Origin of the sequence: Sporosarcina sp. FSL K6-1522, from assembly GCF_038622445.1 — a bacterium.
GTDB lineage: Bacteria > Bacillota > Bacilli > Bacillales_A > Planococcaceae > Sporosarcina.
Genome location: NZ_CP152019.1, coordinates 2,347,588 through 2,374,561 on the forward strand (window position 1 = coordinate 2,347,588; position 26,974 = coordinate 2,374,561).

Genomic DNA, 26,974 nt, shown 5'->3' on the forward strand with positions numbered 1-26,974 from the left:
CATCCTTTCAATATAGAAGAATTTTTTTACTCGGTAAGCGTGTTGTGCGAAATTGCATGAACAAGTGGAGTTTTTGTGTCACTCATTACTTCTTCGTCTTTTTTATTATTGTTATTCGTGTTTCCAGTGTCATTTGTTACAGGTTTGATTAACGCTACACAGATGATGGATATGACGCCTAATATCATCAGATAGACTGCAGCAGGAACCCAAGAGCCATTAAATTTAGTGATGAGACCCGTTGCAACCAATGGCATTGTTCCACCGAAAATAGCAGCTCCCATTTGGTAACCGACTGAAATCCCCGTGTAGCGAACTTCTGGACTAAACATTTCTGAGAACATTGTGCCAAGCACTGCAGTAATAATGGACCAGAGGGCATATCCAATCAAAACGGCTACCGTTAGCGATAGCATGGAGGTTTTTGAAAGCAATAGGAAATAAGGTATCGCAAAAGCGATTACACCAAGTGAACCAGCGAAAAATACTTTCTTACGACCAATCACATCAGAAATGCGTCCGGCTAGCGGAATAAAGAGTAGTGAACTGAGTGTTCCAATGGTTACCGCATTTAGCACTGAGTTCTCGGGCATCGAAAGGTTGTTTGTTGCATATGAAATACCGAACGTCGCAAACATATAGAAGGGAGCCGTTTCAATCGCTTTAGCACCAGTTGTTAAAATAATCGCTCTCCAGTGGTATTTAAACGTAGTGACGATTGGTAATTTAGGAATAGAACCATCTTGTTTTGATTTTTGGAAGTCTGGTGTCTCATCCAAATTACCACGTAGCCAAATGCCAAGAAACACCAAACCTAAACTTGCTATAAATGGTAATCTCCAACCCCATGCAAGGAACTGGGCATCGGGTAATAATCGCATGAGAGACATTGTACCTGTACCAAGTATCATCCCAACGGCTGCACCCATCATCGGGATACTTCCTGCAAAACCACGTTTTTTTTCATCAGCGTACTCAACAGCAAGTAATACTGCACCGCCCCACTCACCACCAACTGCAATTCCTTGAACTATCCTCAAGGCTACTAGCAAAATAGGTGCCCAGATTCCAATGGCATGGTATGTAGGCAATAAACCAATTAACGCTGTACTTACACCCATAATCCCTAAAGTAAGAACTAATGATTTTTTTCTTCCCATTTTATCTCCAATATGACTGAAAATAACGCCACCCAGTGGGCGGAAGAAGTAGGGAATTCCAAAAGAGGCTAAGGCCAATAAAAGACCTATTTTTGGATCGAAGTTCGGAAAATAGACTTTGTTAAATACCAGGGCTGCGACAGCCCCATACAGCAGGTAGTCATAATACTCAATTGAACTACCAATTAAACTAGCCCACAATGCTTTTCTTTGAATCTTCTTTGAGTAAGTTGGTCTTCCCACGGTATTCACTCCCTTCAAACTATTATTATTTGCAAGCGCTTTCATATTTCGCTTGAGGAATACTATAACACGGTTTTTTGGAAAAGTGAACAACTATTCCGATAATTGTTTTTATTTTCTTTGAACTAGTATACTTTTTCTTGTTTTTGTTTGGTATAAATTAAACGAAATCGTTAAAATCCCTTTGATTTCAATTTTTTCTTTCATTAAATAGATGAAAAAAAGAACAATATAAGTTGGGAGATTAGGATTTTTATCACTTTAAGAAATAAATATTAAAGTAGAATTGAATGTTAGGGATCATTTATGAGGAAATAGTTTGGATAAAATCCATTTATTTTCATTCAGCAAATCTTTTTGTACTGAAAGCGAAGCGTCAGCTACAGAAAACTACCACCTCGATAGGTGGCGAGATGAATGCGGTTTTGTTTCCTGTTCAGTGGATGTTCAAACACCTGCTGAACGATAGTGGAACGCAGGCCAAGGTCGCCACGTCCAAAGAAAGGTGCCTTAATTTCTGCAAAAAGCGCAGAAACACGGCCAATCGAACCCTTCGCAGTTCGATTGGCAATGCCTGCATGACCTGCATCGTGCAGGCCTAAGCCTCCGACGTACAGGATGTACTAGTGCCGACAATGCCACAGGAAGTGGAAATGGCGTTTTTGTCGGCCGGCGGATGTCACAGATTTTTAGAGGAGCTTTTCGAGCGGGCTCGAAAAAAATCTGGACGCAATTACGTCGAGATGTAATTGATATACCAAATATAAAAACTCTTTAGGTGGCTCGATATCTTGATAGAACTTAGATAAATCATTGAAAACCAAAACAAAACATGGTATTTGATAATTATTTTTCGAAAAAGGCAAGACAAAACAAAAAATGTGTGATATGCTCCAGTTGTAATAAAAAATATTTAGACAATTCGGAATTGGCGGTGGTCAAAAGAACATGGAGGTTTGGTTACTGAATTATGGTGACAAGTAACACGTGAACTAGTTTAAGAGTGGTAAACAAAAGAATTAGGTTCAGTAAATCCAAGACTAATAACTGGAGATGACTAAATGAGTATGAAAGTGTTTTGTTTAGGTGGGGCTGGAAGAATTGCCAGAGAAGCAGTGCTTGATCTTGTTGAACACTCTGAATTTGAAGTTATTACAATTGGCGATTTTAATGAAGAAATCGGGCAAGAACTAGTGAAAGAACTGAACGATTCACGTGTAAACTTTGTAAAAGTAAATGTAATGAACCACAAGGAAACTGTGGAACAAATGAAAGGCTACGATGTAGTAATGGATGGAACGACAATTACACTAAATGGCCTTTCCACCGCTTGCATCGCAGAAGCAGGCTGTCATGGTATTAATTTAAATGGATTTGGCGCGGAAGACGAGTACTCTGAGACGTTTAAGAAAAATAATAGAACAGCCGTACCTGGCTTTGGAATGACACCAGGGGTAACACAAATGATGGCGATGTATGCAGCCAATCAATTGGATACGGTGGAGAGTGTGAGAGTCAGTCATGGATCATTTAGACCGATTGCATTCTCGAAATCTATTACAGAAACAACAACTTATGAGTATGATCCAGATCTTCCTGGACGAATTATTTTTGAAAATGGTGAATTTGTACAAGTAGCACCATTTGCAAGGCCGCGAAAAATTCAGTTGCCTGAACCGTATGGAGAAACGATTCAATATATTATCCCTCACTCTGAGACAAGGACTTTGGCGAAAGCGCTTTCACATAAAGGCGTCAAGCTAATTGAAGTGCGAGGCACTTGGCCGAAGCAAAATATGCAACTAGTTCGTGGACTTTACGACTATGGTATTATGCGCAATCCTAAAGTGACAGTTAACGGAGCTGAGGTTGGGCTGATGGACATTATTGGTGATTATCTATTGCAATCCAAAGAAGGCCAAGAAACAGAACTATATGGATACTCTCTTCATATAGAAGTGATTGGTACGAGAGATGGCGTACGAAAAAGCCATGTTCTCTATCATACGCACCCTGCAAGTGATGGATCTGTAAAAGGTTGGGAGAAGCTAAGGGCTTATACACGAAATGTAGGTATCCCAATGGCAATCGCAACAGAACTGTTGGCAAAGGGTGCTGTTAAAGATACCGGTGTATTGATTCCGGAAGAAGCTTTCGAACCAGAAGTGATATTTAAACAATTGAAGAAACGTGGAATCCACATTCACGAAGAAATTAATGTGGTGCCTGAAGATGAAAAGGTAGAGGCAATTATCTAACACGATTAGCACCCTATTATAATAGAAGAAACATGAACAGAAATTTACTTACAGGTACGTTTCGAAATGAAGGAGGTCAGTATTTTGGATAAAAAATCTCCCCAGATTGAAGCCATTGTATTCGACTGGGCTGGAACAACAGTTGACTATGGTTGCTTTGCACCATTGGATGTGTTTAAAGAAGTATTCAAAATTAGAGGTATTGAGGTAACGGATGAGGAAACTCGTGAACCTATGGGTACGTTGAAATGGGACCATATTCAGACCATGTGTAATATGGACCGGATTGCACAGCTTTGGAAAGATAAATTTGGCCGACTCCCTGAAAAGGAAGATGTGGACGCGCTATATGCAGATTATGAACCGATGTTATTGGAAAGACTCCCCAATTACTGTACTCCAGTACCGGGCATGTTAGAATTGTTAGCTCGTTTGAGAGGTCAAGGATTAAAGGTAGGTTCAACAACAGGTTATACATCGAAAATGATGGAAATTGTTGCGCCGGGTGCCAAACAGAAAGGATATGCCCCGGATTCAATGGTTACGCCAGATGATGTGCCTGCCGGACGACCGTTTCCTTGGATGATTTATCAAAATGCAATGAATTTAGGCGTAGGGAATATGAAGCATATTATCAAAGCTGGCGACACATTGAGTGATGTTAGAGAAGGCGTGAACGCAGGTGTATGGAGTGTTGGAATTATTTTAGGTAGTAGTGAAATGGGCTTGCATGAAGCGGAAGCAAATGCTATGGATCCGGATGAACTGGCCGATCGAATGGAGGTTGTCGCCCAGAAGTTCAAAGAGGCGGGAGCGCACTATGTCATTAATAGTGTCGGTGATTTGGATAAACTCATACCAAAGATTAATGCACGTCTTAGAAATGGAGATTGACGGTGCGATGTTAGGAAGGCACCATTCCATCTATTAATAGAAGCTAATAGTTTGTACTCGACAGAAAAGCCAAGAATTAAAGAGGTGAAATTAGGTGGAAAACCAAAACTATGCACTGGGCATGATTGAAACAATCGGTTATCCGGCCCTTGTAGCGGCGGCAGATGCAGCATCTAAAGCAGCTGATGTTAAGATTGTTACATATCAAGGTGCAGATGCTGGGCTTGTCACGATTTATTTAATCGGGGATGTTGCTTCGGTTCAATCTGCAGTCGCGATTGGAACAGAAGCAGCCAAAGGTGTTGGTCGAATACATCACTCTCATGTCATTGCAAGACCAGACGAAAATGTAAAAAAACTGATTTTTCAAGCTCTATCAGATACAAAAGAGAACAAAGTAGAAAAAAAAACAGTCGTTAAAGATGAACAGCCTGCAGTAAAGGTGGTTAAAGAAGTTAGCGACAATAAATCAACAGATTTATCGAAAAAGACTCTTAAAGAATTAAGAGAACTGGCTACTTCTGATGTTAAATTCCCTTTGTCGGCTGATAAGATTGCATCAGCTAATAAAGAGGAATTACTGAAATACTTATCAGCAACACAGGCTGGGAAAGGTGGCGATAAATAATGAGAATGGATATTGATCTTGAATCAATCCAAGAAGCAAGAAATTTTCTTGAACAAGCTCAGCAAGCACAACAAATCATTGGAAAAATGTCGCAACATGACATTGACCAAATTGTGCACGGCATGGCACAAGCTGCTTTGAAGGAGTCAGGAAGACTTGCATCATTAGCAGTCGAAGAAACTGGCTACGGTAAAGTAGAGGATAAGTTAACGAAAAATCTATTTTCTGCTCGTGATATTTATGAGTCGGTTAAAGATAAAAAGACGGTTGGCATTATTTCGCGAGATGATACGAACAAAGTTTGGGAAGTGGCGGAACCCGTTGGAGTCGTTGCGGGAATTATCCCTTCAACAAACCCAACGTCCACGGCTATTTTTAAAGCGATCATTGCGGTGAAATCGAGAAATGCCATCGTTCTGAGTCCGCATCCAGCAGCCGCAAAATGTACAAAAGAGGCAGCAGATATTTTACAACAAGCTGCAGTACAAGCGGGGGCACCAGCAGGTCTAATTTCATGTATTTCAAAACCAACTGTTGCTGCTGCCAATGAGCTCATGAAACACCAGGTGACAAAAGTCATTTTGGCAACTGGCGGATCAGATATGGTAAAAGCGGCTTATAGCTCTGGGAAACCTGCATATGGAGTAGGGCCAGGTAATGTTCCTGTCTTTATCCATTCAAGTGCGAATATCCAACAGGCTGTGAAACAAATTATTCGCAGTAAAACTTTCGACTACGGGACAATTTGTGCTTCAGAGCAGGCACTTGTTGTTGAAAAGTCTATTAAGCGCAAGGTTAAGCAAGAATTAGAAAACCAAGGTGCTTATTTCCTTGACGACTATGAGAAGAAGCGTATTGAAGGCATCATTCTCATTAATGGTCGGTTGAATCCCAAAATTGTTGGTCAATCGCCCCAAAAACTTGCTGAATTAGCGGGAATTGCGATTACAGATGATTGTAAACTATTGGTTGCTGAAGAAAATAATATTGGCAAAGCCTATCCGTTATCACTTGAAAAACTGTCTCCAATCTTGGCTTTTTATGTAGCCGACAATTGGCAAGAGGCGAGCGCTACTTGCGCACAGCTACTTGAGTTAGGTGGGCTAGGCCATACAGCGGGTATTCATTGTCAAGATGAAGCGATGATCGAAAGTTTTGCTTTGGAACAGCAGGCATCTCGTGTAGTTGTGAATTCAGGTACAACATTTGGAGGCATTGGTGCAACGACAGGTATTCAACCATCGATGACACTCGGTTGTGGTTCATATGGCAATAATATTTCTTCAGATAATATTAGTGTTGAGCATTTACTAAATATTAAGCGAGTGGCTTATGGAATTCGTGAAATGGAAGAGGCACCGGCTGTTCCAAGTTATCAACAAGTTGCTAATGTAGTGGCGAGCAATGGGCCTAATATTTCAAGAGATGAAATCATGGACATTGTAAAAACGGTTTTGCAGGAATTGAAACTATAAAATAACAATCATTTTGAGGAGGAAACGCAATGAACGGAGAAATGGGAGCATTAGGTATGATCGAAACAAAAGGTTTAGTAGGAGCTGTAGAAGCTGCTGACGCGATGTCAAAGGCTGCAAACGTGAAATTGATTGGGAAGGTTCACGTAGGAGGCGGTTTGGTAACAGTCATGGTACGTGGTGATGTAGGTGCAGTGAAAGCATCGGTGGATGCAGGGGCTGCTGCTGTTGAAAATATTGGCGAATTGGTTTCTGTCCATGTAATTCCGCGCCCTCATTCAGATATTGAACTTATTCTTCCGAAGTTGGAAGGGTAATTCATAGCCTATGGTGCTGATCACGGAATCCAAACTAAGAAAACTGTTAAGAAAGGGGATTCCAAATCCTTTCCCATTTAATGAGGGGGATAAAATTACTCCAGCGGCAATGGATTTTCTCAGGGACAGAAAAATTGGGTTAGATGATAAACGATTAGGTCACTCTACAAGAACGTCAACGAAAAGAGGAAATGAATTAATGATTCCTGTAGGAGTATCAAATAGACATTTACATTTATCAAGCTATGATATCCAGCTATTATTTGGTGAAAACTATGAGTTAACTCCCCTGCGCCAGTTATCCCAAGAGGGCCAGTTTGCTGCGAAAGAACAAGTGACGTTACTTGGACCAAAAGGGCTGATAAAAGATGTTAGGGTTCTTGGACCAACACGAGGAGAAACGCAAGTAGAGATATCAATAACGGATGGATTTCAATTAGGCATTCATCCTCAAGTTAGACTGTCAGGCTCAATCGAAGACACTCCAGGTTTGACCCTGATTGGACCAAAAGGTTGCGTTTCTCTTCAAAAAGGAGTGATTGTAGCACAACGCCATGTTCATATGTCCCCTGAAAACGCCTCTGAATTCGGGGTGAATCAGGGGGAGACGTTATTGTTACAAACATCAGGTGAACGATCTGTTATTTTTACAGATGTAGTTGTGCGTGTCGATCCAAACTTTCAACTCGATTTCCACTTGGATCTTGACGAAGGAAATGCGGCGGGTTTAAAAACGGGTGACCAAGTAAAGGTTATTGGAAAAAACGGTGAACTTCTGTCTTGGGAGGGGAGGTGAAGAGGATAGATATTCGTGGAATGGTTGAATCTGTTGTGCGGGAAGTCGTGAATTCAATCAAAGTAGAAAAAGAACAAGAGGAAAATGGCAAAGTGTTATTTGTTTTTTGTGATAGCTCGGCACATGAGTCGTTTGAAGATCAATTTATCGAATTGAGAAATGCCCGTATTGGTTATGACATGCTGTTTTTAGATGGAGAAACATCTTCATGGCTTGGGCTCAATCAAATTGAATCGAACGGTTGTGGAAAGGTTATTGCAGCGGATGATAATGCGCCATCACCGATAGAGTTGCCAAAAGCATACGATGGTATCATTATCCCTGAAATTGATTTAGATAATGCTGCCCGTGTTGCAACAGGATTAAAAGGGACGATTAAAGTAGAAATTATTTTTTCTGCTCTGCTTCTACAAAAGTTTATCTTGATTGGTGACGATGTTACAGGGATTAAACGGGCAGATCGACGTTGTTTAAAAACGACGGCATTGCCAGTCCCTTATCAAAAGTTATTTAAAGATTATTTGCGACAGCTAAGTGAGCTGGGTGTTGAATTTGCAGCTTTAAAAGATTTGTCGGAAATTGTAGTCAGAAAGCTTTGTGTGAAAGAAGCAGCGAATGTGGATAATGGACATCTTGAAGAGCGCAGTGAGCAATCACAAGGAAACATGCTAACGTTTAACAAGAAATTACTTACACCAGGCTGGATTCAATCGCAATCGAACATTGTAAACGATACAATTTATCTTTCTAAAGGTGTCATTATCTCTCCTCTTGCAAGAGATTTAATTAAGGAGAGAAAACTGACGCTCAAAGTGATTGACTAAGGGTGAATAACTATGCTTTTAGCAAGAGTAATGGGCAGTATTTGGACAACTCAAAAAGAAAAGGGAATGGAACATTTAAAGCTTCTAATTGTACAGCCCGAAAATTTTCTAGAAGAGTTGGAAGGCAATGCTTTTGTTGCCATTGACAGGATTGGCGCAGGAGTAGGGGAATTAGTGCTTGTTACGCAAGGTAGCCCTGCCCAGAGGCTAACTGGGGACAAAGAATCACCTATCGATGCAGCTATAGTTGGTATTGTCGACTCTTTTGAATTAAATAATTGATTGGCTAGAAAATGGTTGCAACCCTTTTGCTTGTGCGATTAGAAAATGACTCCGTTCTTGTACCGGAGTCATTTTGTTTAACGATTATTAACGATTATTTTTAAAGGAAAAGGGTGACTAATGATGACATTCAAACGTCATAAAATAGCAGTTATTGGTGCGGGCCATACAGGAGCAACAACTGCTTTAATGCTAGCACAAAAAGATTTAGGTGATATCGTTCTCTTAGATATTCCGGAACAAAGCAATGCAACAAAGGGAAAAGCGCTTGATTTATTACAAACAGGGCCTGTGCAGGGTTTCAATGCTCGGATAAAAGGTACCTCGAACTTTGAGGATATTGCAAATGCCGACATGGTCATTATTACAGCTGGCATTGCGCGAAAACCAGGAATGAGTCGTGATGATCTTGTGGCAATAAACGCCAAGATTATGCGTGCGATCTCCCAACAAATCGTAAGATATGCGCCGGATAGCTATATTCTTGTTTTGAGTAACCCGGTAGATGCGATGACATACGTTTGCTATAAGACGACAAATTTCCGCAAAAATAGAGTGATTGGACAATCAGGTGTATTAGACACGGCCAGATTTAACACGTTTGTTGCAGAAGAGCTTAATATTTCTGTCGAAGATGTTTCTGGGTTTGTTTTGGGGGGGCATGGTGACGAAATGGTACCGCTCGTTCGATATTCCTATGCAGGAGGAATACCCTTAGAAAAAATGATACGACAAGATCGTCTTGATGCAATTGTCGAACGGACGCGAAAGGGCGGAGGTGAAATAGTTAATCTTCTAGGAAATGGAAGTGCTTATTATGCGCCAGCGGCTTCTCTTGTTCAAATGGCGGAGGCTATAATCCACGATAAAAAAAGAATCCTCCCTTCCATCGCATACTTACAAGGTGAGTATGGCTATTATGATTTATATTTAGGGGTTCCCACAATTATCGGTGGAAACGGTATCGAAAGTATTATTGAGCTAGATCTGACGGCTGATGAAAAGTCTGGATTGCATCGATCGGTTCAAACTGTAAAAGAAGTAATGAACCTTTTATAAATGAAAAAGTAAAATGATTAGAATAAAAGAGCTCATAAATTCATTGGTTTTACAGATGATTCCAATGGAAATAGGTGAGCTTTTTTAAAAGGGAAAAATAAGTTCTACGCTATGAAATAGAGTCAAACTCCAACATCTTAAGAAAAGTACCAATGAAAACAAAGATATAAAATTAAAGGGAATATTAAAAGCAAAACAAACAAATAAATGTATTCACAATTGATCGAATAAATGGTATATTGCTAATGCAACAGAAAGAAAGCGCTTCCATTCAGGTGAGTTGCTTTATGTTTAGAAAGAACATCAGCAAGGGAGATAGGTGAAGGATACTTTTTGAAGGGGTTAAACGGAAAAGAAATTAAAAAAATTAAAAAGAGAGGGGTTTTGAGATGAAAAATGTATTTTGGATGGCAATTATTGTGATTGTTCTCACCATGTTGGCTGCTTGTGGAGGAAACGAAGGGGAATCCGGTAAGGATAAAAAAGAAAGTCTTGTCGTTTATACGGCTATAGAAACGGATTATTTACAAGATCACCTAGCGCTATTTGAAGAGGCACATCCAGATATTAAACTAGACTTAGTCAGAGATTCCAGCGGTATTATCATTTCTAGAATACTCGCAGAAAAGGATAATCCAAAAGCAGATGTTATCTGGGGATTGAGTGTTGATAGTTTAATTATGTTTGATGAGGACGGTATGTTAGAAGGTTACAATCCAAAAGGATCAGAAGATTTAATTCCCGAATTTGCAGATCAAAAAAATGATCCGATGAGATGGACGGGGATTGCAGCTTATATGACAGCAATCGCTGTCAATACTGCAGAAATGGAAAAGTTAGGTCTGCCTATTCCGAAAACATACCAAGATCTTATTGACCCTCAATATAAAGGACTCATTTCAATGCCCAATCCGGCCTCAAGTGGTACGGGATTTTTGACAGTAGCAGGATTGCTTCAGTTATTTGACACCGAAGAAGAGGGCTGGGCGTACATGGATAAACTCCATAATAATATTGGAATCTATACACACTCTGGTTCGAAACCAGCAGTCGAGGCTGCGACTGGAGAATTTCCTATTGGTATCTCTTTCGATGGCCGCGCGATTAAACAAGAAGAAAGTGGCGCGCCACTCGTAACGGTTTTCCCGGAAGAGGGATCGGGCTGGACGTTAGAAGCAAATGCTTTAATTAAAAAAGATAATATTAAAGAGGATGCCAAAGTATTTCTTGACTGGGCGAACAGCAAATCTACTATGGAAAGTTATAATAAGCAGTTTGCGATTACAGCAATAGATTTAGGCAAGACGCCTCCAGCAAGTTATCCGGCGGATCCGATGGGGCAACTACTTGAAAATGACTTGTATTGGGCGGCAGATAACAGAGTTGCAATTGTAGATAAGTGGATTGAAAAGTACGATGGGAAAAGTGAACCAAAAGAATAACAGGTACAAATTAAATAGACTGAAATATCAGATAATGTGGTTGGGGGGAAGGGCGATACTCCCCAATTATAGTTTTTTATATAGGTTGGACACATGGTTTTCATCTACTATTCAGCGAAGGCGCCTTACAAGTGGTGGCAGGAGGCCTCTGCAAGTGCCGAGTCTTGTTAGGAATGTTCTTTTGTTCCGTATATCTAATTCGAAAATATAAGGAAAAGGGGTTTACGCTATGGAGTTTTTAGCAATTCGTAATGTCACAAAAACTTTCGGACAGGTTACCGCTCTAGACAACATTAATATCTCGATTAAAAAAGGTGAATTCGTTTGTCTATTAGGACCTAGTGGATGTGGAAAAACTACTTTACTAAGGGTGATTGCTGGTTTGGAAGAACCGAATGTAGGGTCTCAGATTATCATGGACGGAAAAGATATTACGAAACTACCTCCGGCTAAAAGAGACTTTGGAATTGTATTTCAGTCCTATGCGCTTTTTCCGAATATGACAGCTTTTCAAAACGTTGCTTACGGATTGAAAAATAAAAAGTATACAAAAGATGAAATCAAGGTGAAAGTTCAAGAGTCTTTAGACGCAGTCAATTTGGGGCATCTGGCGAAACGTTATCCAGCACAATTATCTGGAGGGCAACAGCAACGAATCGCGTTAGCTAGAGCATTGGCTATATCTCCTGGATTCCTCTTACTTGATGAGCCGCTCTCTGCTTTAGATGCCAAGGTTAGGGTGAAGCTCCGGATGGAAATTCGTAATCTTCAGGAGAAACTAGGGATCACTACAATTATGGTAACCCATGATCAGGAAGAAGCGCTAACGATGGGAGATAAAATTGTTGTTATGAACAATGCAACAATGGAGCAGATTGGTACACCACAAGAAATCTATGAGAAGCCAGCGACGCCGTTTGTAGCTGATTTTATAGGGACTGTCAATCAATTCCGCGGTACTGATTCTTACGTGGCGATTCGACCTGAGCATATAAAAATTAGAAGAGAAGCGACTAGAGACACAATCATTACTACATTGAAAGCCATGGAGTTTCGCGGTAGCTCGTACCGTCTGTATTTGGAAGTAGAGAATGGTGGGCCTTATAGTTTTGAAAACGAGCTTCTTATGTCAGATATTTCAACGGATGATTTAAGAAAATTAAATCTTAAAGTAGAGGAAAAGTTATTTGTAGAGTTTCCTCAAAATCAGTTAATTACTTATGACAATCGTATTGAAGAAGAGGTGGGCGAACTTTCGATGGTCACTAGTTAATAGAACAGAAGGAGGGAACTCTATATGAAAAAAGATACCGCAATGGATCCGACACTGGTGATGATAAAGAGTAGGAAAAAAATACGCCAAAAAACGAGCGCTGTAGATCTTTTGCAGAAAACATTGATTGTACTGGTGATTTTAGGGCTTGTAGTGACTCTTGTTTTTCCATTAATACAATTGGTGCTTGTTTCATTACAGGATAGAAGTGGGAATTATGTTGGGTTGGAAAACTTCGTTAAGTACTTTACAACGAGTTCTTTAATTCGACCGTTGTATAATACGTTATTTGTCGCGACAACAACTGGTTTTATCGCTGTTGCACTTGGTTTTTTTTATGCGTATGCGCTAACTCGGACCAATATGAGATGGAAATCCTTTTTTAAGTATGTAGCTTTTGTTCCTTTATTCGCGCCAACGATGATGTATGGGATTGGTTTAGTGAATTTGTTTGGGAATAACGGGGTAATTACGACTGGATTTTTCGGCATGTTCCAAGGGGTTGATATTGATTTATACGGGCCAGTGGGAATTATCATTTCGTTAATATTTTATACGTTTCCCCAAACGCTTATATTGTTAACGATTTCTCTAGCAAATACGGATTATAGGTTGTATGAGGCGGCGGATTCGCTAGGTTCTGGAGTAGTGAAGAAGTTCTTTACTGTAACATTACCGAGTATGAAATACGGCTTGTTCAGCGCATTCATCATTGGTTTTATTTTGAGCTTCACTGATTTCGGTGCCCCGATAGTTGTTGGGGGCGACTTCAAAGTTATGGCTGTAGACATCTATCAACAAGTGGTAGGACAATTTAACATGTCAATGGGTGCAACAGTTGGTGTTATTTTGATTATTCCAGCTGTCATTGCGTTTGTAGCTGATAGGGTTGTACAACGAAAAGAAAGTTCGGCAATTTCATCGAAATCGGTTTCTTACAAAATAAAACCAAATCGATTACGAGATCGTGTCTATTTTATATACTGCTTACTTATCACAGGAGCTATTTTTTCACTGATTATAGCAGTGCTTGCTCCAACGTTTGTTAAATACTGGCCGTATAATTTCGCGTTCACAACTGAGCATTATACGTTTAAAAATGTAATCGGGGGATTCCAACCTTATTTTAACAGTTTGACTATGGCCCTCATTACTGCAATATGTGGAACGTTTATCGTGTTCTTTGGAGCGTATTTAATTGAGAAATCACGTGTTATGAGAGCGACTAGACAAGTTGGTTATTTTCTCTCACTGATTCCTTTGGCACTCCCGGGATTGGTGATTGGTTTAGCGTATATCTTTTTCTTTAACCAATCAGAGTTCTCTATACCGTTTACTGGAAGGTCGTTTTCGAATCCATTGAGTGGTCTGTACGGTACAATTTGGATTCTTATATTGGCCAACCTGATTCACTTTTACTCAGTCAACTTCTTTACCGCAACTACGGCTTTGAAAAAACTCGATAAAGAATTTGAACCTGTATCGGAATCGATGAATATTCCCTTTTATAAAACATTTACACGGGTCACGCTTCCGATGTCATTGCCTGCTATTTTGGAAATGATGGTGTACTTCTTTGTGAACTCTATGACAACGATATCAGCAGTTATTTTCCTATATTCACCAAGTACTCGACCTGCTTCTGTAGCGATTGTTGATATGGTAGGGGCTGGCGATATGTCTGCAGCCGCTGCGCTGGCTGTCATTATTCTTTTAACAAATATTTTAGTACGTCTTGGCTATGAGCTTTTGACGAAGAAAATCAGAAATCGTGCTGGGGCATGGCAGAAGTAAGCATTTTAGCAAATGATTAATTATGTATTTCAAAAAGTGGACTCGCCAAATTGTATACATTTAGGCGAGTCTTTTTATAAGACTTTCGTTATTCTAACCGCTAGGAGGTTAGTATATTGGCTTTAGTGGCTTTTATGCTAGTTATTTTTTCTGGTTTAATCCATTCACTATGGAATCTATTTGTGAAACAAAGCGTTAGTAAAATTACTTTTCTTTGGTCTATACATCTAGTTAGTTTTATTTTGCTGTTGCCCTATTTTTTGTTGGAACTTCCCAATCTACAACTAGATGGTTTTGGGATACTACTATTAATGGGTTCCATGACATTTCAAGTATTTTATGTATTTACTTTAATAACAGGTTATACAATTGGAGAGCTATCGCTTGTTTATCCGGTTTTACGGGGATCAGCTGCTTTGCTAGTTCCCATTACCAGCATTTTGTTCTTTGGGGATCAATTATCCATTTTAGGATGGGTGGGGCTGCTGTTAATTTTAATTGGTGTTTTTTCAATGGGGAATGTTAATTTACAAATGGGTAAAAAAGTGAAACTGTCAATATTAATCGCATTGGCAGGCGGGGTTTCCATTGCAGGTTATACGTTAAGCGATAAAGTTCTTTTAGAGTATATGTCACCAATTATGATTATTCAATTTCAAAACTTTATTTACTCAATAGCCCTACTATGGGGTTCCTTTAATTCGAAACAGCTGAAAGAAGAATGGACTACGAATTGGAAAATTATCTTATTAGGCTCCTTATTTGTACCGGGAGCCTACGTATTATTTTTATTTGCGTTGCAATTGGCTCAGGTTTCGCAACTTGCTCCAATGAGAGAAATTAGCATTGTTTTTGGAACGCTGTTAGGCTTATTGTTCCTCAAGGAACGGCAAGGGATAGGGAAGTTGGTAGCCTCTTGCATTATTGTAATTGGAATTATCGTTCTTGGTTTATTTGGATAAAGTAAAATATTGATTAGATGTGTACAATGTAGGTGTTTCCTAGTTTTGAAGTGTATTTGAAGGAGTTCATTAATTTGAATAATATAGATTACAAAGAACCTATTGTTTAGATAAGCATTATATTTAAAGGAGCTGAAAAAGTATGAAAATAAGTATGGAAGCATTGAGGACTGAGGGAGACATTAATTTATCTGAAAATCGTCGGCTATGGCAAGAAAAGCATTTGAGTGCGGAAGCTTTTCAGTTATTAGAAGAGGATGCTACATATTATATGCATCAATCTCTTTCTACACCTTGTTTGAATGTCATTGAAAAAAGTTATGGGATTTATATTGAAGATATTGATGGAAGAAAATACATGGACTTTCATGGTAATAGTGTTCATCAGGTTGGTTATGGAAATGAGTATATTGTCAATGCAGTTAAGGAGCAATTGGATATACTACCGTTCTCCCCACGTCGCTATACGAACAAAACAGCTATTGAGCTGTCAAAAAAACTTACTAATCTTGCACCAGGAAGTTTGAATAAAGTTCTTTTTGCTCCAGGGGGAACATCTGCTGTGAGTATGGCATTGAAGCTTGTACGTAAGGCTACGGGCAAGTTTAAAACGATTTCAATGTGGGATTCGTTTCATGGAGCGTCATTAGATGCAATTTCTATAGGCGGCGAAGCGGTATTCCGCGGTGGAATGGGACCTCTTATGCCTGGTAGCCTCCATGTGATGCCCTATAATTCATATCGCTGTTTATTCGGGGATGGAGGGATTTCCCAGTCTAACACGTTGGATTATCTTGAGTATGTATTAGAGAGGGAAATGGATGTTGGGGCTATTATACTTGAACCTATACGCTGTACAGATGTACAAGTACCTCCCAAGGAATATCATCTACGTTTACGCCAAATTTGCGATCAGCATAATATCTTGTTAATCTTTGATGAAATTCCAACAGCATTAGGAAGAACCGGGAAAATGTTCGCTTTTGAACATTATGGTATTGAGCCTGATATTGTAGTGTTGGGGAAAGGGTTAGGAGGAGGTGTGTTCCCAATGGCTGCGATGCTAGTCAGCGATAAATTGGATGTAGCTCAAGATATTGCATTGGGGCATTTTACACATGAAAAAAGTTCAATTGGCTGTGCAGCGGCATTGGCCACTTTGCAATACATCGAGGATTATCATTTACTTGAACAGGCCAATAAATTAGGTGAGTATATGAAAAGACGTTTGGAAAAGATGCAAAAAAAGTTCAATCTTATTGGAGACGTAAGAGGAATTGGTCTGCTATATGGGGTTGAATTAGTACTGGATCGACAAACAAAGGAAAAAGCTATTTCCCAGGCTGAGCGAATCATGTATAAATGTATGGAAAAAGGATTGAGTTTTAAAGTTTCTCAGGGCTGTGTTTTAACTCTTGTGCCACCATTAACGATTACGGAACAGCAATTAGGTCGTGCAATGGATATTTTGGAACAATCGATTCAAGAGGTTGTGGATGACCAACAGTGATTTTTATTTTATTATTCAATGGAATTATTTCCAGATTTAAAATCAAAATCACGCCGTCTTATTGTCGTGTTGAAAACTCCGCAACTCGGACATTCTGTCAAGAAACCCGAGTGCGGAGTTTTCATTTGTTATATCTATTTAGCAGTTGGATATGGTGAAATTCGGATATAGTTGAATGGAAATCTGGACAGCTAATTCTCATGTTTCCATATTTCACTTTACGTTGCGACCTCTTTTATGTATGCTTAGAGATAAGAGTGGTCAGACCACTTTTGTGGTGGATAATTTCAAAAGGGGTTTATGTATGCAAAATCCAAAACCATCATCGAAAATGTTTCTTGATATCGTCGGTGAGCTCAGGTCACTGATTAAAGAAGAAGGCATTAAAACCGGTGACAAACTGCCATCAGAGAGAGAGTTAGCTGAACGTCTACAAGTAGGAAGGTCTACAGTTCGGGAAGCATTACGAAGTTTGGAACTGCTCGGACTCATCGAGACGAGACGCGGTGAGGGCACTTTTCTTGCGGATTTTGGTAAACACCAACTTGTCGAAGTATTGGCGGCTTTTATCATGCAACAACCTAACTCTGTACTGGATGTACAAGAGACACGGATGATTCATGAGATGGCAGCGATTACGACGATTTGCCAATCGGAGGCATTAGGTGCGTTACCGGTTTGGGAAAGCCTATTCGTAAAAATGAACGAGGATGGAGCAATCCGACGCGAGGATCTGATCCGTGAAATGATTGTCGCAACCGGGAATCGATTGTCACTTAAAATTTGGTTTTTATTAAAACAATACAGCAAAGTCCCATTTGAAGAAATGACAGGGCTAGACGAAAAGGACAGCATTCAAACTCTGTTAAGGGGCTTGCTCGCTGGCGACGAAATGAGTGCGCTAGATGCGTACTCGAAATGGATTGAACTAGTTGAAGGCGAAAGAGGGGAAAGAAAGCTATGATGATTCGAGATATGTTTACGAAAAATAAAAAGAAGCGTATGATGACGATACCTTCTGATGATGCAAAAAACGATGTTCCTGAGGGACTAATGACGAAATGCCCAGCGTGTAAAAATATTATTTTAACAAAAGATTTAATGAAAATAGTAAAGGTTTGTCCGAAATGTGATTATCATTTTAAGATGACAGCAGCTGAACGAGTAGCTTGTTTATTTGATGAGGATACATTTGTCTCGATAGATGACCACTTAAAAACGGAAAATCCACTGCAATTTCCAGTGTATACGGAAAAGGTTGAAGCAGATGCAAAGAAAACAGGTTTAAATGAAGCTGTTTTAACAGGTACTGGTAAAATTGAAGGATATGAAGTAGCTGTTGCGATTATGGATTCCCATTTTAGAATGGGCTCAATGGGCTCTGTTGTCGGTGAAAAAATCACCCGTGCGATTGAAAAAGCAACAGAACTTGGCATTCCAATGATTATTTTTTCAGCGAGCGGTGGCGCTAGGATGCAAGAAGGTGTTTTATCGCTTATGCAAATGGCTAAAACAAGTGTTGCACTTAATCGACATGCTGCGAAAGGGTTATTGTATATCTCTGTAATGACGTATCCAACGACGGGCGGTGTGTCAGCAAGCTTTGCGTCGGTTGGTGACATTAATATTGCGGAGCCTAAAGCACTTATTGGGTTTGCGGGTCGACGGGTTATTGAGCAAACTGTACGGGAGAAGTTACCGGAAGATTTCCAGACGGCAGAATTTCTTTTGGACCATGGCCAATTAGATGCAGTCGTTCATCGCAGTGACATGAAGGGCACGTTAGCTAAGATTGCACGACTTCATGCGAAGGGAGCGAATGGACATGAGTAAAACATTGACGTTTGAAGAACCAATTGTCAAACTTCGTGAAAAAATTAAAGAACTTGAAGAGTTTACGAAGGCGAACACAGTGGATTTGTCTAGTGAAATCGAAACACTTAAAACACGTTTAGGAAGCCTGGAAGAAGAGATCTATGGTAATATGGAACCGTGGGACCGAGTTCAAGTGGCTAGGCACCCAGAACGTCCCACCACGTTGGATTATATAAGTGAACTATTCGAGGACTTCATGCAATTGTATGGGGATCGAACATTTGGTGATGACGCAGCTATTGTTGGAGGAATCGCATCGTTTGAAACAATGCCGATTACCATTATCGGCCATCAGCGTGGAAAAGACACAAAAGAGAATGTCAAACGAAATTTTGGCATGCCACATCCTGAAGGGTACCGAAAAGCATTGCGCCTCATGAAACAGGCCGAGAAATTTGGGCGGCCGATTATTTGTTTCATTGATACAAAAGGGGCCTATCCTGGTAAGGCGGCTGAAGAACGTGGTCAAAGTGAAGCAATCGCGCGCAATCTAGTTGAGATGGCAGGACTGACAGTACCTGTTATTTCAATTGTTATTGGGGAAGGCGGTAGTGGCGGGGCATTGGCACTTGGCGTTGCTAACCATATTCATATGCTTGAGCATTCAACGTATTCGGTTATCTCTCCTGAAGGCGCGGCTTCAATCCTTTGGAAAGATGCGAGTCTTGCAAAGCAGGCAGCAGAAGCGATGAAAATCACTGCACCTCATCTGAAGAAAATGGGTATCATTGATGCCATCGTGCCAGAAGTGCTTGGCGGTGCGCATCGAGATCTAAAAGTGCAGGCAAGCTATATTGGTGATATAATTCGCACGTCATTAGAAGAGTTAGGATCAATGGACGGAGACGAGTTAGTGAATAATCGCTATGAAAAATTCCGGCAGATGGGTGTATTTGCCGAGTGACTAGGGAGATGCGGGTAACCGTGTCTTTTCCCCTTTTCCTGATTTAAATTGGAGCATAGTGTACAAAGAATTTCAGTATATACTGCTTCGAGCTATAAGGTTTTTTGCAACTCTGAATATCTGTCGGGAAGTGCCTATATGACCTACTTTCTATCAGCCTTAGCCTCAGGCGTTATTTGAATGAAAGAAGTAAGTATACATAACTTAAGGAGTGATTTGATGAAAAAGATTGCTGTTTTAACGAGTGGAGGAGACGCACCAGGCATGAATGCCGCGGTTCGTGCGGTTGTCCGAAAGGCGATTTATGAAGGACTTGAAGTTATGGGTGTTTACAATGGTTATCAGGGCTTGATCGAGGGGAAATTTGAACAGTTGCAGCTCGGGTCTGTGGGTGACATTATTCAGCGTGGAGGCACGATTTTACGCTCTGCTCGAAGTGCCGAGTTTCGGACTTTGGAAGGCCGTGAAAAAGCTGTGCAGCAGTTGAAGTTGCATGGCATCGAAGGACTCGTTGTCATTGGTGGAGATGGCTCTTTTAGAGGGGCGCTCGAATTAACGATGCTCGGAATTCCTTGTACATGTGTACCTGCAACGATCGATAACGATATCAACGGTACGGAATTTACGATTGGCTTCGATACTGCGTTGAATACAGTCATTGATTCAATTGACAAAATACGTGATACGGCAACTTCACATGAGCGAACATTCATCGTCGAAGTGATGGGAAGAGACGCAGGTGATCTAGCGCTATGGGCAGGTCTCGCGGGGGGAGCAGAAACCATTCTCCTTCCAGAAGAGAAATATGAGGTCCCTACTATTATCGAAAGACTGAAAAGTGGAACAGGTCGTGGGAAAAAGCATAGCATCATTATTGTTGCGGAAGGTGTTATGCCAGCAGCAGGACTTGCAGAACTATTGAAACAAGAAGCAAATATTGAAACGCATGTTTCTGTATTGGGGCATATCCAACGAGGAGGTTCACCTTCTGCGCGTGACCGTGTTATTGCGAGTCAATATGGCGCTAGGGCTGTGGAAATCCTAAAAGAGGGCCGTGGCGGTATTGCAATCGGTATGAAAAACCATACGATTGTGGATTATGATTTACAGGAAGTCTTCGAGGAAAATAGCGATTGGGATCTAGAATTGTACGCACTTTCCAAGGAATTGTCTATCTAACATAAAAAGAGGAAAAAGAGGCGATAGTTGATGAGAAAGACGAAAATAGTCTGTACGATTGGTCCGGCAAGTGAATCACCAGAAATATTGGCGCAACTAATTGATGCAGGAATGAACGTTGCACGGTTGAATTTTTCACATGGTAATCATGAAGAACACAAGGTGCGCATCGACACCATCCGTAAAGTAGCACATGAAAAAGGAAAAGTGGTCGGTATTCTACTGGATACGAAAGGCCCTGAAATTCGGACACATTCGATGAGAAATGGTGAAGTAGAACTTGTGGCGGGACAAAACATTGATATTTCGATGCAGGAAGTAGAAGGAAACGAAGAGGTCTTTTCTGTTACATATGACAAACTGATTGAAGATGTTGAAGTCGGGGCGTCTATTCTATTGGATGATGGGCTTATTCAGTTGGAAGTGATAGGCAAAGATGTAGAGAACGGAAGAATCCATACACTCGTTGTGAATTCAGGGACATTGAAAAACAAAAAAGGTGTCAACGTTCCGGGCGTATCCGTTCAATTGCCAGGGATTACAGAAAAAGATACAGAAGATATTTTATTTGGGATACAAGAAAGCGTCGATTTCATCGCAGCATCATTTGTTAGACGTGCTTCGGATGTATTAGAAATCCGAGAACTGTTGGAGAAAAATGACGGTGCACATTTGCAAATTATCCCTAAAATTGAAAACCAAGAAGGCGTCGATAACATCGATGAAATCATTAACTTATCAGACGGTCTAATGGTTGCACGCGGGGATCTAGGGGTAGAAATACCAGCAGAAGAAGTACCACTTGTACAGAAAGAGCTTATTAAAAAATGTAACCAAGCTGGAAAGCCGGTCATTACAGCTACACAAATGCTCGATTCCATGCAGCGCAATCCACGCCCTACACGTGCTGAAGCAAGTGACGTAGCAAATGCGATTATGGATGGATCTGATGCCATTATGCTATCTGGGGAAACAGCTGCTGGATTGTACCCAGTAGAGTCTGTTCAGACAATGGATCGAATTGCGATTACAACTGAGGATGCAATTGATTACCGTTCGGTCGTATCCACACGTCGTCGTGAAAAGCATGGCAACATGACCGATGCGATTGGACAAGCGGCTGCGTATACGGCCATTAACTTGAAAGTAAAGGCTGTCCTTGCGCCTACTGAGAGTGGTCAAACAGCTAGAATGATTGCGAAATACCGTCCAGGTTGTGCAGTTATCGCCGTAACATCTTCCGAAAATTGTTCAAGGAAATTGACACTTGTTTGGGGGGTCTATCCAATTGTCGGGGAAAAAGTGACGTCGATTGATGAAATCCTACAAGAGTCTGTTGAGGAAAGTGTGAAGCATCAATACGTCAGCCACGGAGATGTCGTGATTATTACCGCAGGTGTTCCAGTCGGTGAGGCTGGGACAACGAATCTGATGAAAATCCATGTCATCGGCGATTTACTGGCGCGTGGACAAGGAATCGGTAAAACGGTCGCATATGGACGTGTTGTTGTAGCGAAAAATGCAGAAGAGGCATTGGCCTACGATACAGAAGGGGCAATCCTTGTGACGACGGGGGCGGATCGTGAAATGATGCCTGCGATTGAAAAATGTGCAGGGCTGATTACAGAAGAAGGTGGACTGACAAGCCATGGTGCAATTGTCGGCCTTAGTCTAGGAATCCCAGTCATTGTTGGAGTTGAAAATGCAACTAAATTGATCCGACATGATAATGAAGTGACAATGGACGCAGAGTCTGGCGTTATTTATAATGGACATGCGAGTGTTTTGTGAGTATTAAGAACAAAAGCGTAAGCGCCTGTTTAGGGGCGACAGGCGTTGGAGAGCTTGAAGATAAAGGCTTTTTTGCCTTTATCAGCATGATCGAAACGACCCGATCCCCTAGGCGCTGGAGACTAGACGGGGAATCTCCATGTACTTACTTATCCACAGTACAAGGATTTTATAGTTTCCTAATACATTTAAGAAAAGGCTGCTTCCGAAATGCTCGGCAAGCAGCCTTTTGAGGAGAGGAGATGTTAAAAATGAAATGGCTAATACTTGCATTTGTTGCTGTTCCGACTGCGGAGCTGGCTTTGCTAATCTATTCAGGAAAAACGTTAGGCCTATTCCCGACGATTGCTCTAATCCTCATTACGGGATTTGGTGGTGCCTATCTCGCAAAGCGACAAGGGATGAAAGCGTGGCATGATTTACGCAACCGAATGGCGACGATGGAAACACCAGGGAATGCGTTGATCGATAGTGTGTGTATTTTTTTCGGGGGGATTTTATTGCTCATGCCAGGTTTCATCACCGATGTTTGTGGTTTGCTTCTCCTTTTTAAAGGGCCAAGAAACGTAATTCGACCATTTATTCAAAAATGGATCTATAACAAAATGAAGAATGGACGAATTGTCATGATGTAAAGAGCGGATGCTGTTTTACTTTTAAAGCAGCAAACAGGAGAAATGGTGTCAGTAAAATACCAGGCAACCCAAATAAGTAAACAGAACATGCGGTGACGACAAATGCATGAACGGGCTTTAGATGAAAAGTCGATGCCCACATATAGGACTCTGCCATTTGCCTAGTCATCATAGTGAATAGATATAGTAAAATGAGCGACACGCCAACGAATAATTTGCCTGTATAGAGAAAAAAAGCAGCCATCGGGAAGATGAAAAGACCTATTCCGAGAAATGGCAAACTATCAGCGAGTGAAATGAGAAAAGCATTGCCAACGGGTGACTCGAAACGAAGAAAAAAGAGTCCGCTGGTGATAATTAGAAAGGTTAGGGAAAATAAGCGAGCTTCTACAGAGACAAATGTCCCGATTAGTTGACCGGCCTTTTCAAACATCCTTTTTGCAGGTCTGCGTAAATGGGTAGGGAAATAGACGAGAAACCAAAAGCGATTTTTGCCAGATTCTCGCAATGCGAAAAAGTAAGCAATTAAGAATAAGAACAAGCTGAACAGTTGTTGAAACAAGGTGCTAACCAACGTAACTGCATATTCGAGTGCGGCCTGTCCGTACTCGATGATTTTTTCTTCTAAAAATATGAGCAGCTTGCCTGCGATATCTGTGTTTTGGGTGTAAGGAGTAATATGGCGCTCGACAATTGGCAGTGTGTCAATGAGTCCGTGTAATGCAACGAAAGTAAATGTACCGATAAGAAATAAAATAAGTGCCATGACAAGAAGTGTGACGAGTGTCAAAGGGAGCTTGGTCATAGAGCGAATAGATGTGACAAGCGGAGCTGTAAAATAGGCAATAATGATGGCGATACCGATAGGAGGAACTAAAATGAGGAAAATCCCTGCTAAAACAGTCGGTAGCCATTTCGTTACAAAATTTTGAAAAGCCTGTTGTTTCAAGGGTTTTTCTGTCATTTTAGACCTCCAAATATATAATAATCTGAACAAAAAAAAGAGTTTCCTTCACAAATATGACAAGATTGATTATAATGGACGTTGTAAGCGTTTTTAGATAACTTATCAACTTAAAGCAGTATGACCGTTGAAGGTTCTTTTTTTATGGATTTCAACGGCCTAACTGAAAGAAGGAGCGATTTACATGACAACAACCAAAGGGTTGGAGGGCGTTGTAGCGACACAGTCAGCAATCAGTTCAATCATTGATGACACACTTACATATGTCGGCTATGATATTGACGATCTTGCAGAAAATGCCAGCTTTGAAGAAGTGATTTATCTTTTATGGCATCAACGTCTGCCGAAAGAGGACGAGCTTGCAGAGCTGAAAAAACAGCTTGCTGATAATATGGCTGTTCCTCAAGAAGTATTGAACCACTTTAAAACGTATCCAATTGGGGAAGTACATCCGATGGCTGCACTTCGTACTGCAGTATCTCTTCTCGGATTATACGATGATAAAGCGGAAGATATGTCCAACGAAGCAAACTATGACAAAGCAATTCAGCTTCAAGCGAAAATTGCGACAATCGTAACTGCGTTCGCACGTATTCGTAAAGGACTTGAGCCGGTTGCACCAAAAGCTGGTCTTGGCTATGCTGAGAACTTCCTTTACATGTTGTCAGGTAAAGAGCCGGAAGCGATTGCAATTGAAGCATTCGACAAAGCGCTTGTACTTCATGCTGACCACGAGCTAAATGCATCGACGTTCACTGCGCGTGTTTGTGTAGCAACGCTTTCTGATATTTATTCAGGCGTTACAGCTGCTATTGGTGCCCTCAAAGGTCCATTACATGGTGGCGCAAACGAGCAAGTAATGAAAATGCTGATGGAAATTGGTTCTGAAGACAACGTAGAATCATACATCAGAGAAAAATTAGCAAACAAAGAAAAAATCATGGGCTTTGGACACCGTGTCTACCGTAAAGGTGACCCACGTGCGAAGCATTTACGAGCAATGTCTAAGAAATTGACAGCACTTCGTGGTGAAGAGAAGTTCTACAACATGTCTAACCAAATCGAAGCAATCGTTACTGGCGAAAAGAACTTGCCACCAAACGTTGATTTCTATTCAGCATCTGTTTATCACTCATTAGATATTGATCATGATTTGTTCACGCCAATCTTCGCGGTTTCACGTGTATCTGGTTGGATTGCACATATTCTTGAGCAATATGAAAATAACCGTCTGATTCGTCCACGTGCAGAGTATACTGGACCAGGCATGCAAAAATACGTACCAATTAACGAGCGCTAACAAAAATACAGCAAGAAGCAATTCACAAATATTAGGTGGGGCGGCGTAAACTTATGCCTGCCCCTTGACCTATGACTTTTAGGAGGAAATTATTCATGGCTAACGATGGAAAAATTACAGTAGTTGATGGTGTTTTAAACGTTCCAAATCATGCAACAATCCCTTTTATTATTGGTGACGGTACAGGTCCAGATATTTGGCACGCAGCATCACGTGTCCTTGAAGCGGCTGTAGAAAAAGCATACGCTGGCGAGAAGAAACTTGTTTGGAAAGAAGTACTTGCTGGAGAGAAAGCATTCAACGAAACAGGCGAATGGCTACCACAAGAAACGCTTGACATCATTGAAGAATATTTAATCGCAATCAAAGGTCCACTTACAACTCCAATCGGTGGCGGTTTCCGTTCATTGAACGTTGCACTTCGCCAAGAGTTAGATCTTTACACTTGCCTACGTCCAGTCCGTTACTTTGAAGGGGTTCCATCTCCTGTAAAACGTCCTGAAGACTGTGACATGGTTATTTTCCGTGAAAATACAGAAGATATCTACGCTGGTATTGAATACAAAGAAGGTACGCCAGAAGCGAAGAAAGTAATCGACTTCCTTCAAAACGAAATGGGCGTTAAAAACATCCGTTTCCCTGAAACTTCTGGAATTGGTATCAAACCAATTTCTGAAGAAGGTACAAAACGTCTAGTACGTGCTGCGCTTAACTACATCATTAAAGAAGGCCGCAAGTCATTGACACTTGTACACAAAGGAAACATCATGAAATTTACTGAAGGTGCATTCAAACAATGGGGCTATGAAGTGGCTGAACAAGAATTCGGCGATAAAGTCTTCACATGGAACCAATACGATGCAATTAAAGACGCTGAAGGAACAGAAGCTGCTAACAAAGCACAAGCTGACGCTGAAGCAGCTGGCAAAATCATCGTTAAAGATGCAATTGCTGATATCTTCCTACAACAAATCTTGACACGTCCAAAAGAGTTCGACGTTGTTGCAACAATGAACTTGAACGGAGACTATATCTCTGATGCACTTGCTGCACAAGTTGGTGGAATCGGTATCGCACCAGGTGCGAACATCAACTACGTAACAGGACATGCAATCTTCGAAGCAACACACGGTACGGCTCCGAAATATGCGGGTCTTGATAAAGTGAACCCATCTTCAGTTCTTCTTTCAGGCGTTCTTATGCTTGAACACCTTGGATGGAACGAAGCGGCTGACATGATCACTGCTTCAATCGAAAAAACAATCGCTTCTAAAGTTGTTACTTACGACTTCGCTCGTCTAATGGATGGCGCAACAGAAGTGAAATCATCTGAGTTTGCAGATGAATTGATTAAAAACTTGTAATATATAGCACGACAATTAGGGGGGAGTATTCTCCCTCCTTTATAC

Annotated in this window: 25 protein-coding genes; 23 read left to right on the plus strand and 2 right to left on the minus strand. The window is 40.8% G+C overall.

From position 1 onward, the window contains the following. Positions 1–26: 26 nt before the first annotated feature. Positions 27–1,403 (minus strand): MFS transporter, encoded by a 1,377-nt coding sequence (locus MKY34_RS11540; RefSeq protein WP_342510682.1) that lies wholly within the window; start codon positions 1,401–1,403, stop codon positions 27–29. A gap of 290 nt (positions 1,404–1,693) precedes the next feature. On the opposite strand from MKY34_RS11540, the gene MKY34_RS11545 reads away from it, so the two are divergent. The 21 genes from MKY34_RS11545 (at position 1,694) to MKY34_RS11645 (ending at position 23,301) form a co-directional block, all read left to right on the plus strand. Then, the gene (locus MKY34_RS11545) at positions 1,694–2,005 is read left to right on the plus strand and encodes a hypothetical protein (protein ID WP_342510684.1); all 312 of its coding nucleotides are present in this window, start codon (positions 1,694–1,696) and stop codon (positions 2,003–2,005) included. 465 nt (positions 2,006–2,470) lie between these two features. Then, positions 2,471–3,661, plus strand: a complete 1,191-nt coding sequence (locus tag MKY34_RS11550) for a saccharopine dehydrogenase C-terminal domain-containing protein (protein ID WP_342515247.1) — start codon at positions 2,471–2,473, stop codon at positions 3,659–3,661. Positions 3,662–3,745: 84 nt separating this feature from the next. Beyond that, complete coding sequence (gene phnX, locus MKY34_RS11555; RefSeq protein ID WP_342510686.1) at positions 3,746–4,555, plus strand: phosphonoacetaldehyde hydrolase; 810 nt, start codon at positions 3,746–3,748, stop codon at positions 4,553–4,555. A gap of 94 nt (positions 4,556–4,649) precedes the next feature. Then, positions 4,650–5,183 carry a BMC domain-containing protein gene (locus MKY34_RS11560; RefSeq protein ID WP_342510688.1) on the plus strand — a complete coding sequence of 178 codons (534 nt, stop codon included), beginning with the start codon at positions 4,650–4,652 and terminating at the stop codon, positions 5,181–5,183. Continuing rightward, complete coding sequence (locus MKY34_RS11565; RefSeq protein ID WP_342510689.1) at positions 5,183–6,658, plus strand: acetaldehyde dehydrogenase (acetylating); 1,476 nt, start codon at positions 5,183–5,185, stop codon at positions 6,656–6,658. Before MKY34_RS11560 ends, MKY34_RS11565 begins: the two co-directional genes overlap by 1 nt. Before the next feature lie 29 nt (positions 6,659–6,687). After that, on the plus strand, positions 6,688–6,975 hold the full coding sequence (locus tag MKY34_RS11570) for a BMC domain-containing protein (protein WP_342510691.1): 288 nt from the start codon (positions 6,688–6,690) through the stop codon (positions 6,973–6,975). 10 nt (positions 6,976–6,985) lie between these two features. Further along, entirely contained in the window at positions 6,986–7,771 is a 786-nt protein-coding gene (locus tag MKY34_RS11575) for a phosphate propanoyltransferase (RefSeq protein ID WP_342510693.1), read from the plus strand. Next, positions 7,768–8,595 carry a hypothetical protein gene (locus MKY34_RS11580; protein WP_342510696.1) on the plus strand — a complete coding sequence of 276 codons (828 nt, stop codon included), beginning with the start codon at positions 7,768–7,770 and terminating at the stop codon, positions 8,593–8,595. The genes MKY34_RS11575 and MKY34_RS11580 overlap by 4 nt, the downstream gene beginning before the upstream one ends. A 12-nt stretch (positions 8,596–8,607) precedes the next feature. Next, the gene (locus tag MKY34_RS11585; protein WP_342510697.1) at positions 8,608–8,877 is read left to right on the plus strand and encodes a EutN/CcmL family microcompartment protein; all 270 of its coding nucleotides are present in this window, start codon (positions 8,608–8,610) and stop codon (positions 8,875–8,877) included. Positions 8,878–9,000: 123 nt separating this feature from the next. After that, entirely contained in the window at positions 9,001–9,936 is a 936-nt protein-coding gene (mdh, locus tag MKY34_RS11590) for a malate dehydrogenase (protein WP_342510699.1), read from the plus strand. A 389-nt stretch (positions 9,937–10,325) separates the two neighbouring features. Further along, positions 10,326–11,378, plus strand: a complete 1,053-nt coding sequence (locus MKY34_RS11595; protein WP_342510701.1) for a putative 2-aminoethylphosphonate ABC transporter substrate-binding protein — start codon at positions 10,326–10,328, stop codon at positions 11,376–11,378. A 229-nt stretch (positions 11,379–11,607) separates the two neighbouring features. After that, positions 11,608–12,651, plus strand: coding sequence for an ATP-binding cassette domain-containing protein (locus tag MKY34_RS11600; RefSeq protein ID WP_342510704.1), 1,044 nt, complete (start codon positions 11,608–11,610; stop codon positions 12,649–12,651). A gap of 42 nt (positions 12,652–12,693) precedes the next feature. Next, positions 12,694–14,445, plus strand: coding sequence for a putative 2-aminoethylphosphonate ABC transporter permease subunit (locus tag MKY34_RS11605; protein WP_342515248.1), 1,752 nt, complete (start codon positions 12,694–12,696; stop codon positions 14,443–14,445). 125 nt (positions 14,446–14,570) lie between these two features. Next, positions 14,571–15,407, plus strand: a complete 837-nt coding sequence (locus tag MKY34_RS11610) for a DMT family transporter (protein WP_342515249.1) — start codon at positions 14,571–14,573, stop codon at positions 15,405–15,407. Positions 15,408–15,549: 142 nt separating this feature from the next. Further along, entirely contained in the window at positions 15,550–16,917 is a 1,368-nt protein-coding gene (locus tag MKY34_RS11615) for an aspartate aminotransferase family protein (protein ID WP_342510706.1), read from the plus strand. 304 nt (positions 16,918–17,221) lie between these two features. Next, positions 17,222–17,881: a GntR family transcriptional regulator gene (locus tag MKY34_RS11620; protein ID WP_342510708.1), complete on the plus strand. Its 660-nt coding sequence runs from the start codon at positions 17,222–17,224 to the stop codon at positions 17,879–17,881. Then, positions 17,878–18,750, plus strand: coding sequence for an acetyl-CoA carboxylase, carboxyltransferase subunit beta (accD, locus tag MKY34_RS11625; RefSeq protein WP_342510710.1), 873 nt, complete (start codon positions 17,878–17,880; stop codon positions 18,748–18,750). Before MKY34_RS11620 ends, accD begins: the two co-directional genes overlap by 4 nt. Continuing rightward, on the plus strand, positions 18,743–19,696 hold the full coding sequence (locus tag MKY34_RS11630) for an acetyl-CoA carboxylase carboxyltransferase subunit alpha (RefSeq protein ID WP_342510712.1): 954 nt from the start codon (positions 18,743–18,745) through the stop codon (positions 19,694–19,696). Before accD ends, MKY34_RS11630 begins: the two co-directional genes overlap by 8 nt. A gap of 219 nt (positions 19,697–19,915) precedes the next feature. Next, positions 19,916–20,875 (plus strand): 6-phosphofructokinase, encoded by a 960-nt coding sequence (gene pfkA, locus MKY34_RS11635; protein WP_342510714.1) that lies wholly within the window; start codon positions 19,916–19,918, stop codon positions 20,873–20,875. Positions 20,876–20,905: 30 nt separating this feature from the next. After that, the gene (gene pyk / locus MKY34_RS11640) at positions 20,906–22,666 is read left to right on the plus strand and encodes a pyruvate kinase (protein ID WP_342510716.1); all 1,761 of its coding nucleotides are present in this window, start codon (positions 20,906–20,908) and stop codon (positions 22,664–22,666) included. A 251-nt stretch (positions 22,667–22,917) separates the two neighbouring features. Further along, complete coding sequence (locus tag MKY34_RS11645; protein ID WP_342510719.1) at positions 22,918–23,301, plus strand: FxsA family protein; 384 nt, start codon at positions 22,918–22,920, stop codon at positions 23,299–23,301. On the opposite strand, the gene MKY34_RS11650 is transcribed toward MKY34_RS11645, so the two are convergent. Then, on the minus strand, positions 23,291–24,265 hold the full coding sequence (locus MKY34_RS11650) for an AI-2E family transporter (RefSeq protein ID WP_342510721.1): 975 nt from the start codon (positions 24,263–24,265) through the stop codon (positions 23,291–23,293). The genes MKY34_RS11645 and MKY34_RS11650 overlap by 11 nt on opposite strands. 184 nt (positions 24,266–24,449) lie before the next feature. On the opposite strand from MKY34_RS11650, the gene citZ reads away from it, so the two are divergent. Together citZ and icd are read left to right on the plus strand one after the other, a co-directional pair. After that, positions 24,450–25,565, plus strand: coding sequence for a citrate synthase (citZ, locus tag MKY34_RS11655; protein ID WP_342510723.1), 1,116 nt, complete (start codon positions 24,450–24,452; stop codon positions 25,563–25,565). A 95-nt stretch (positions 25,566–25,660) separates the two neighbouring features. Further along, a complete protein-coding gene (gene icd, locus MKY34_RS11660) occupies positions 25,661–26,929 on the plus strand; it encodes an NADP-dependent isocitrate dehydrogenase (protein WP_342510725.1) in 1,269 nt (422 codons plus the stop codon). Positions 26,930–26,974 lie beyond the last annotated feature (45 nt).

What these genes read in the sequence shown, in the direction of transcription:
- MKY34_RS11650 (WP_342510721.1), bottom strand. Translation starts at nt 24,265, where the DNA reads ATGACAGAAAAACCCTTGAAACAACAGGCTTTTCAAAATTTTGTAACG.
- MKY34_RS11585 (WP_342510697.1), top strand. Translation starts at nt 8,608, where the DNA reads ATGCTTTTAGCAAGAGTAATGGGCAGTATTTGGACAACTCAAAAAGAA.
- MKY34_RS11565 (WP_342510689.1), top strand. Translation starts at nt 5,183, where the DNA reads ATGAGAATGGATATTGATCTTGAATCAATCCAAGAAGCAAGAAATTTT.
- MKY34_RS11550 (WP_342515247.1), top strand. Translation starts at nt 2,471, where the DNA reads ATGAAAGTGTTTTGTTTAGGTGGGGCTGGAAGAATTGCCAGAGAAGCA.
- MKY34_RS11545 (WP_342510684.1), top strand. Translation starts at nt 1,694, where the DNA reads ATGTTAGGGATCATTTATGAGGAAATAGTTTGGATAAAATCCATTTAT.
- MKY34_RS11620 (WP_342510708.1), top strand. Translation starts at nt 17,222, where the DNA reads ATGCAAAATCCAAAACCATCATCGAAAATGTTTCTTGATATCGTCGGT.
- icd (WP_342510725.1), top strand. Translation starts at nt 25,661, where the DNA reads ATGGCTAACGATGGAAAAATTACAGTAGTTGATGGTGTTTTAAACGTT.
- pyk (WP_342510716.1), top strand. Translation starts at nt 20,906, where the DNA reads ATGAGAAAGACGAAAATAGTCTGTACGATTGGTCCGGCAAGTGAATCA.
- mdh (WP_342510699.1), top strand. Translation starts at nt 9,001, where the DNA reads ATGACATTCAAACGTCATAAAATAGCAGTTATTGGTGCGGGCCATACA.
- MKY34_RS11570 (WP_342510691.1), top strand. Translation starts at nt 6,688, where the DNA reads ATGAACGGAGAAATGGGAGCATTAGGTATGATCGAAACAAAAGGTTTA.
- accD (WP_342510710.1), top strand. Translation starts at nt 17,878, where the DNA reads ATGATGATTCGAGATATGTTTACGAAAAATAAAAAGAAGCGTATGATG.
- MKY34_RS11595 (WP_342510701.1), top strand. Translation starts at nt 10,326, where the DNA reads ATGAAAAATGTATTTTGGATGGCAATTATTGTGATTGTTCTCACCATG.
- pfkA (WP_342510714.1), top strand. Translation starts at nt 19,916, where the DNA reads ATGAAAAAGATTGCTGTTTTAACGAGTGGAGGAGACGCACCAGGCATG.
- citZ (WP_342510723.1), top strand. Translation starts at nt 24,450, where the DNA reads ATGACAACAACCAAAGGGTTGGAGGGCGTTGTAGCGACACAGTCAGCA.
- MKY34_RS11630 (WP_342510712.1), top strand. Translation starts at nt 18,743, where the DNA reads ATGAGTAAAACATTGACGTTTGAAGAACCAATTGTCAAACTTCGTGAA.
- MKY34_RS11605 (WP_342515248.1), top strand. Translation starts at nt 12,694, where the DNA reads ATGGATCCGACACTGGTGATGATAAAGAGTAGGAAAAAAATACGCCAA.
- MKY34_RS11600 (WP_342510704.1), top strand. Translation starts at nt 11,608, where the DNA reads ATGGAGTTTTTAGCAATTCGTAATGTCACAAAAACTTTCGGACAGGTT.
- MKY34_RS11645 (WP_342510719.1), top strand. Translation starts at nt 22,918, where the DNA reads ATGAAATGGCTAATACTTGCATTTGTTGCTGTTCCGACTGCGGAGCTG.
- MKY34_RS11575 (WP_342510693.1), top strand. Translation starts at nt 6,986, where the DNA reads ATGGTGCTGATCACGGAATCCAAACTAAGAAAACTGTTAAGAAAGGGG.
- MKY34_RS11615 (WP_342510706.1), top strand. Translation starts at nt 15,550, where the DNA reads ATGAAAATAAGTATGGAAGCATTGAGGACTGAGGGAGACATTAATTTA.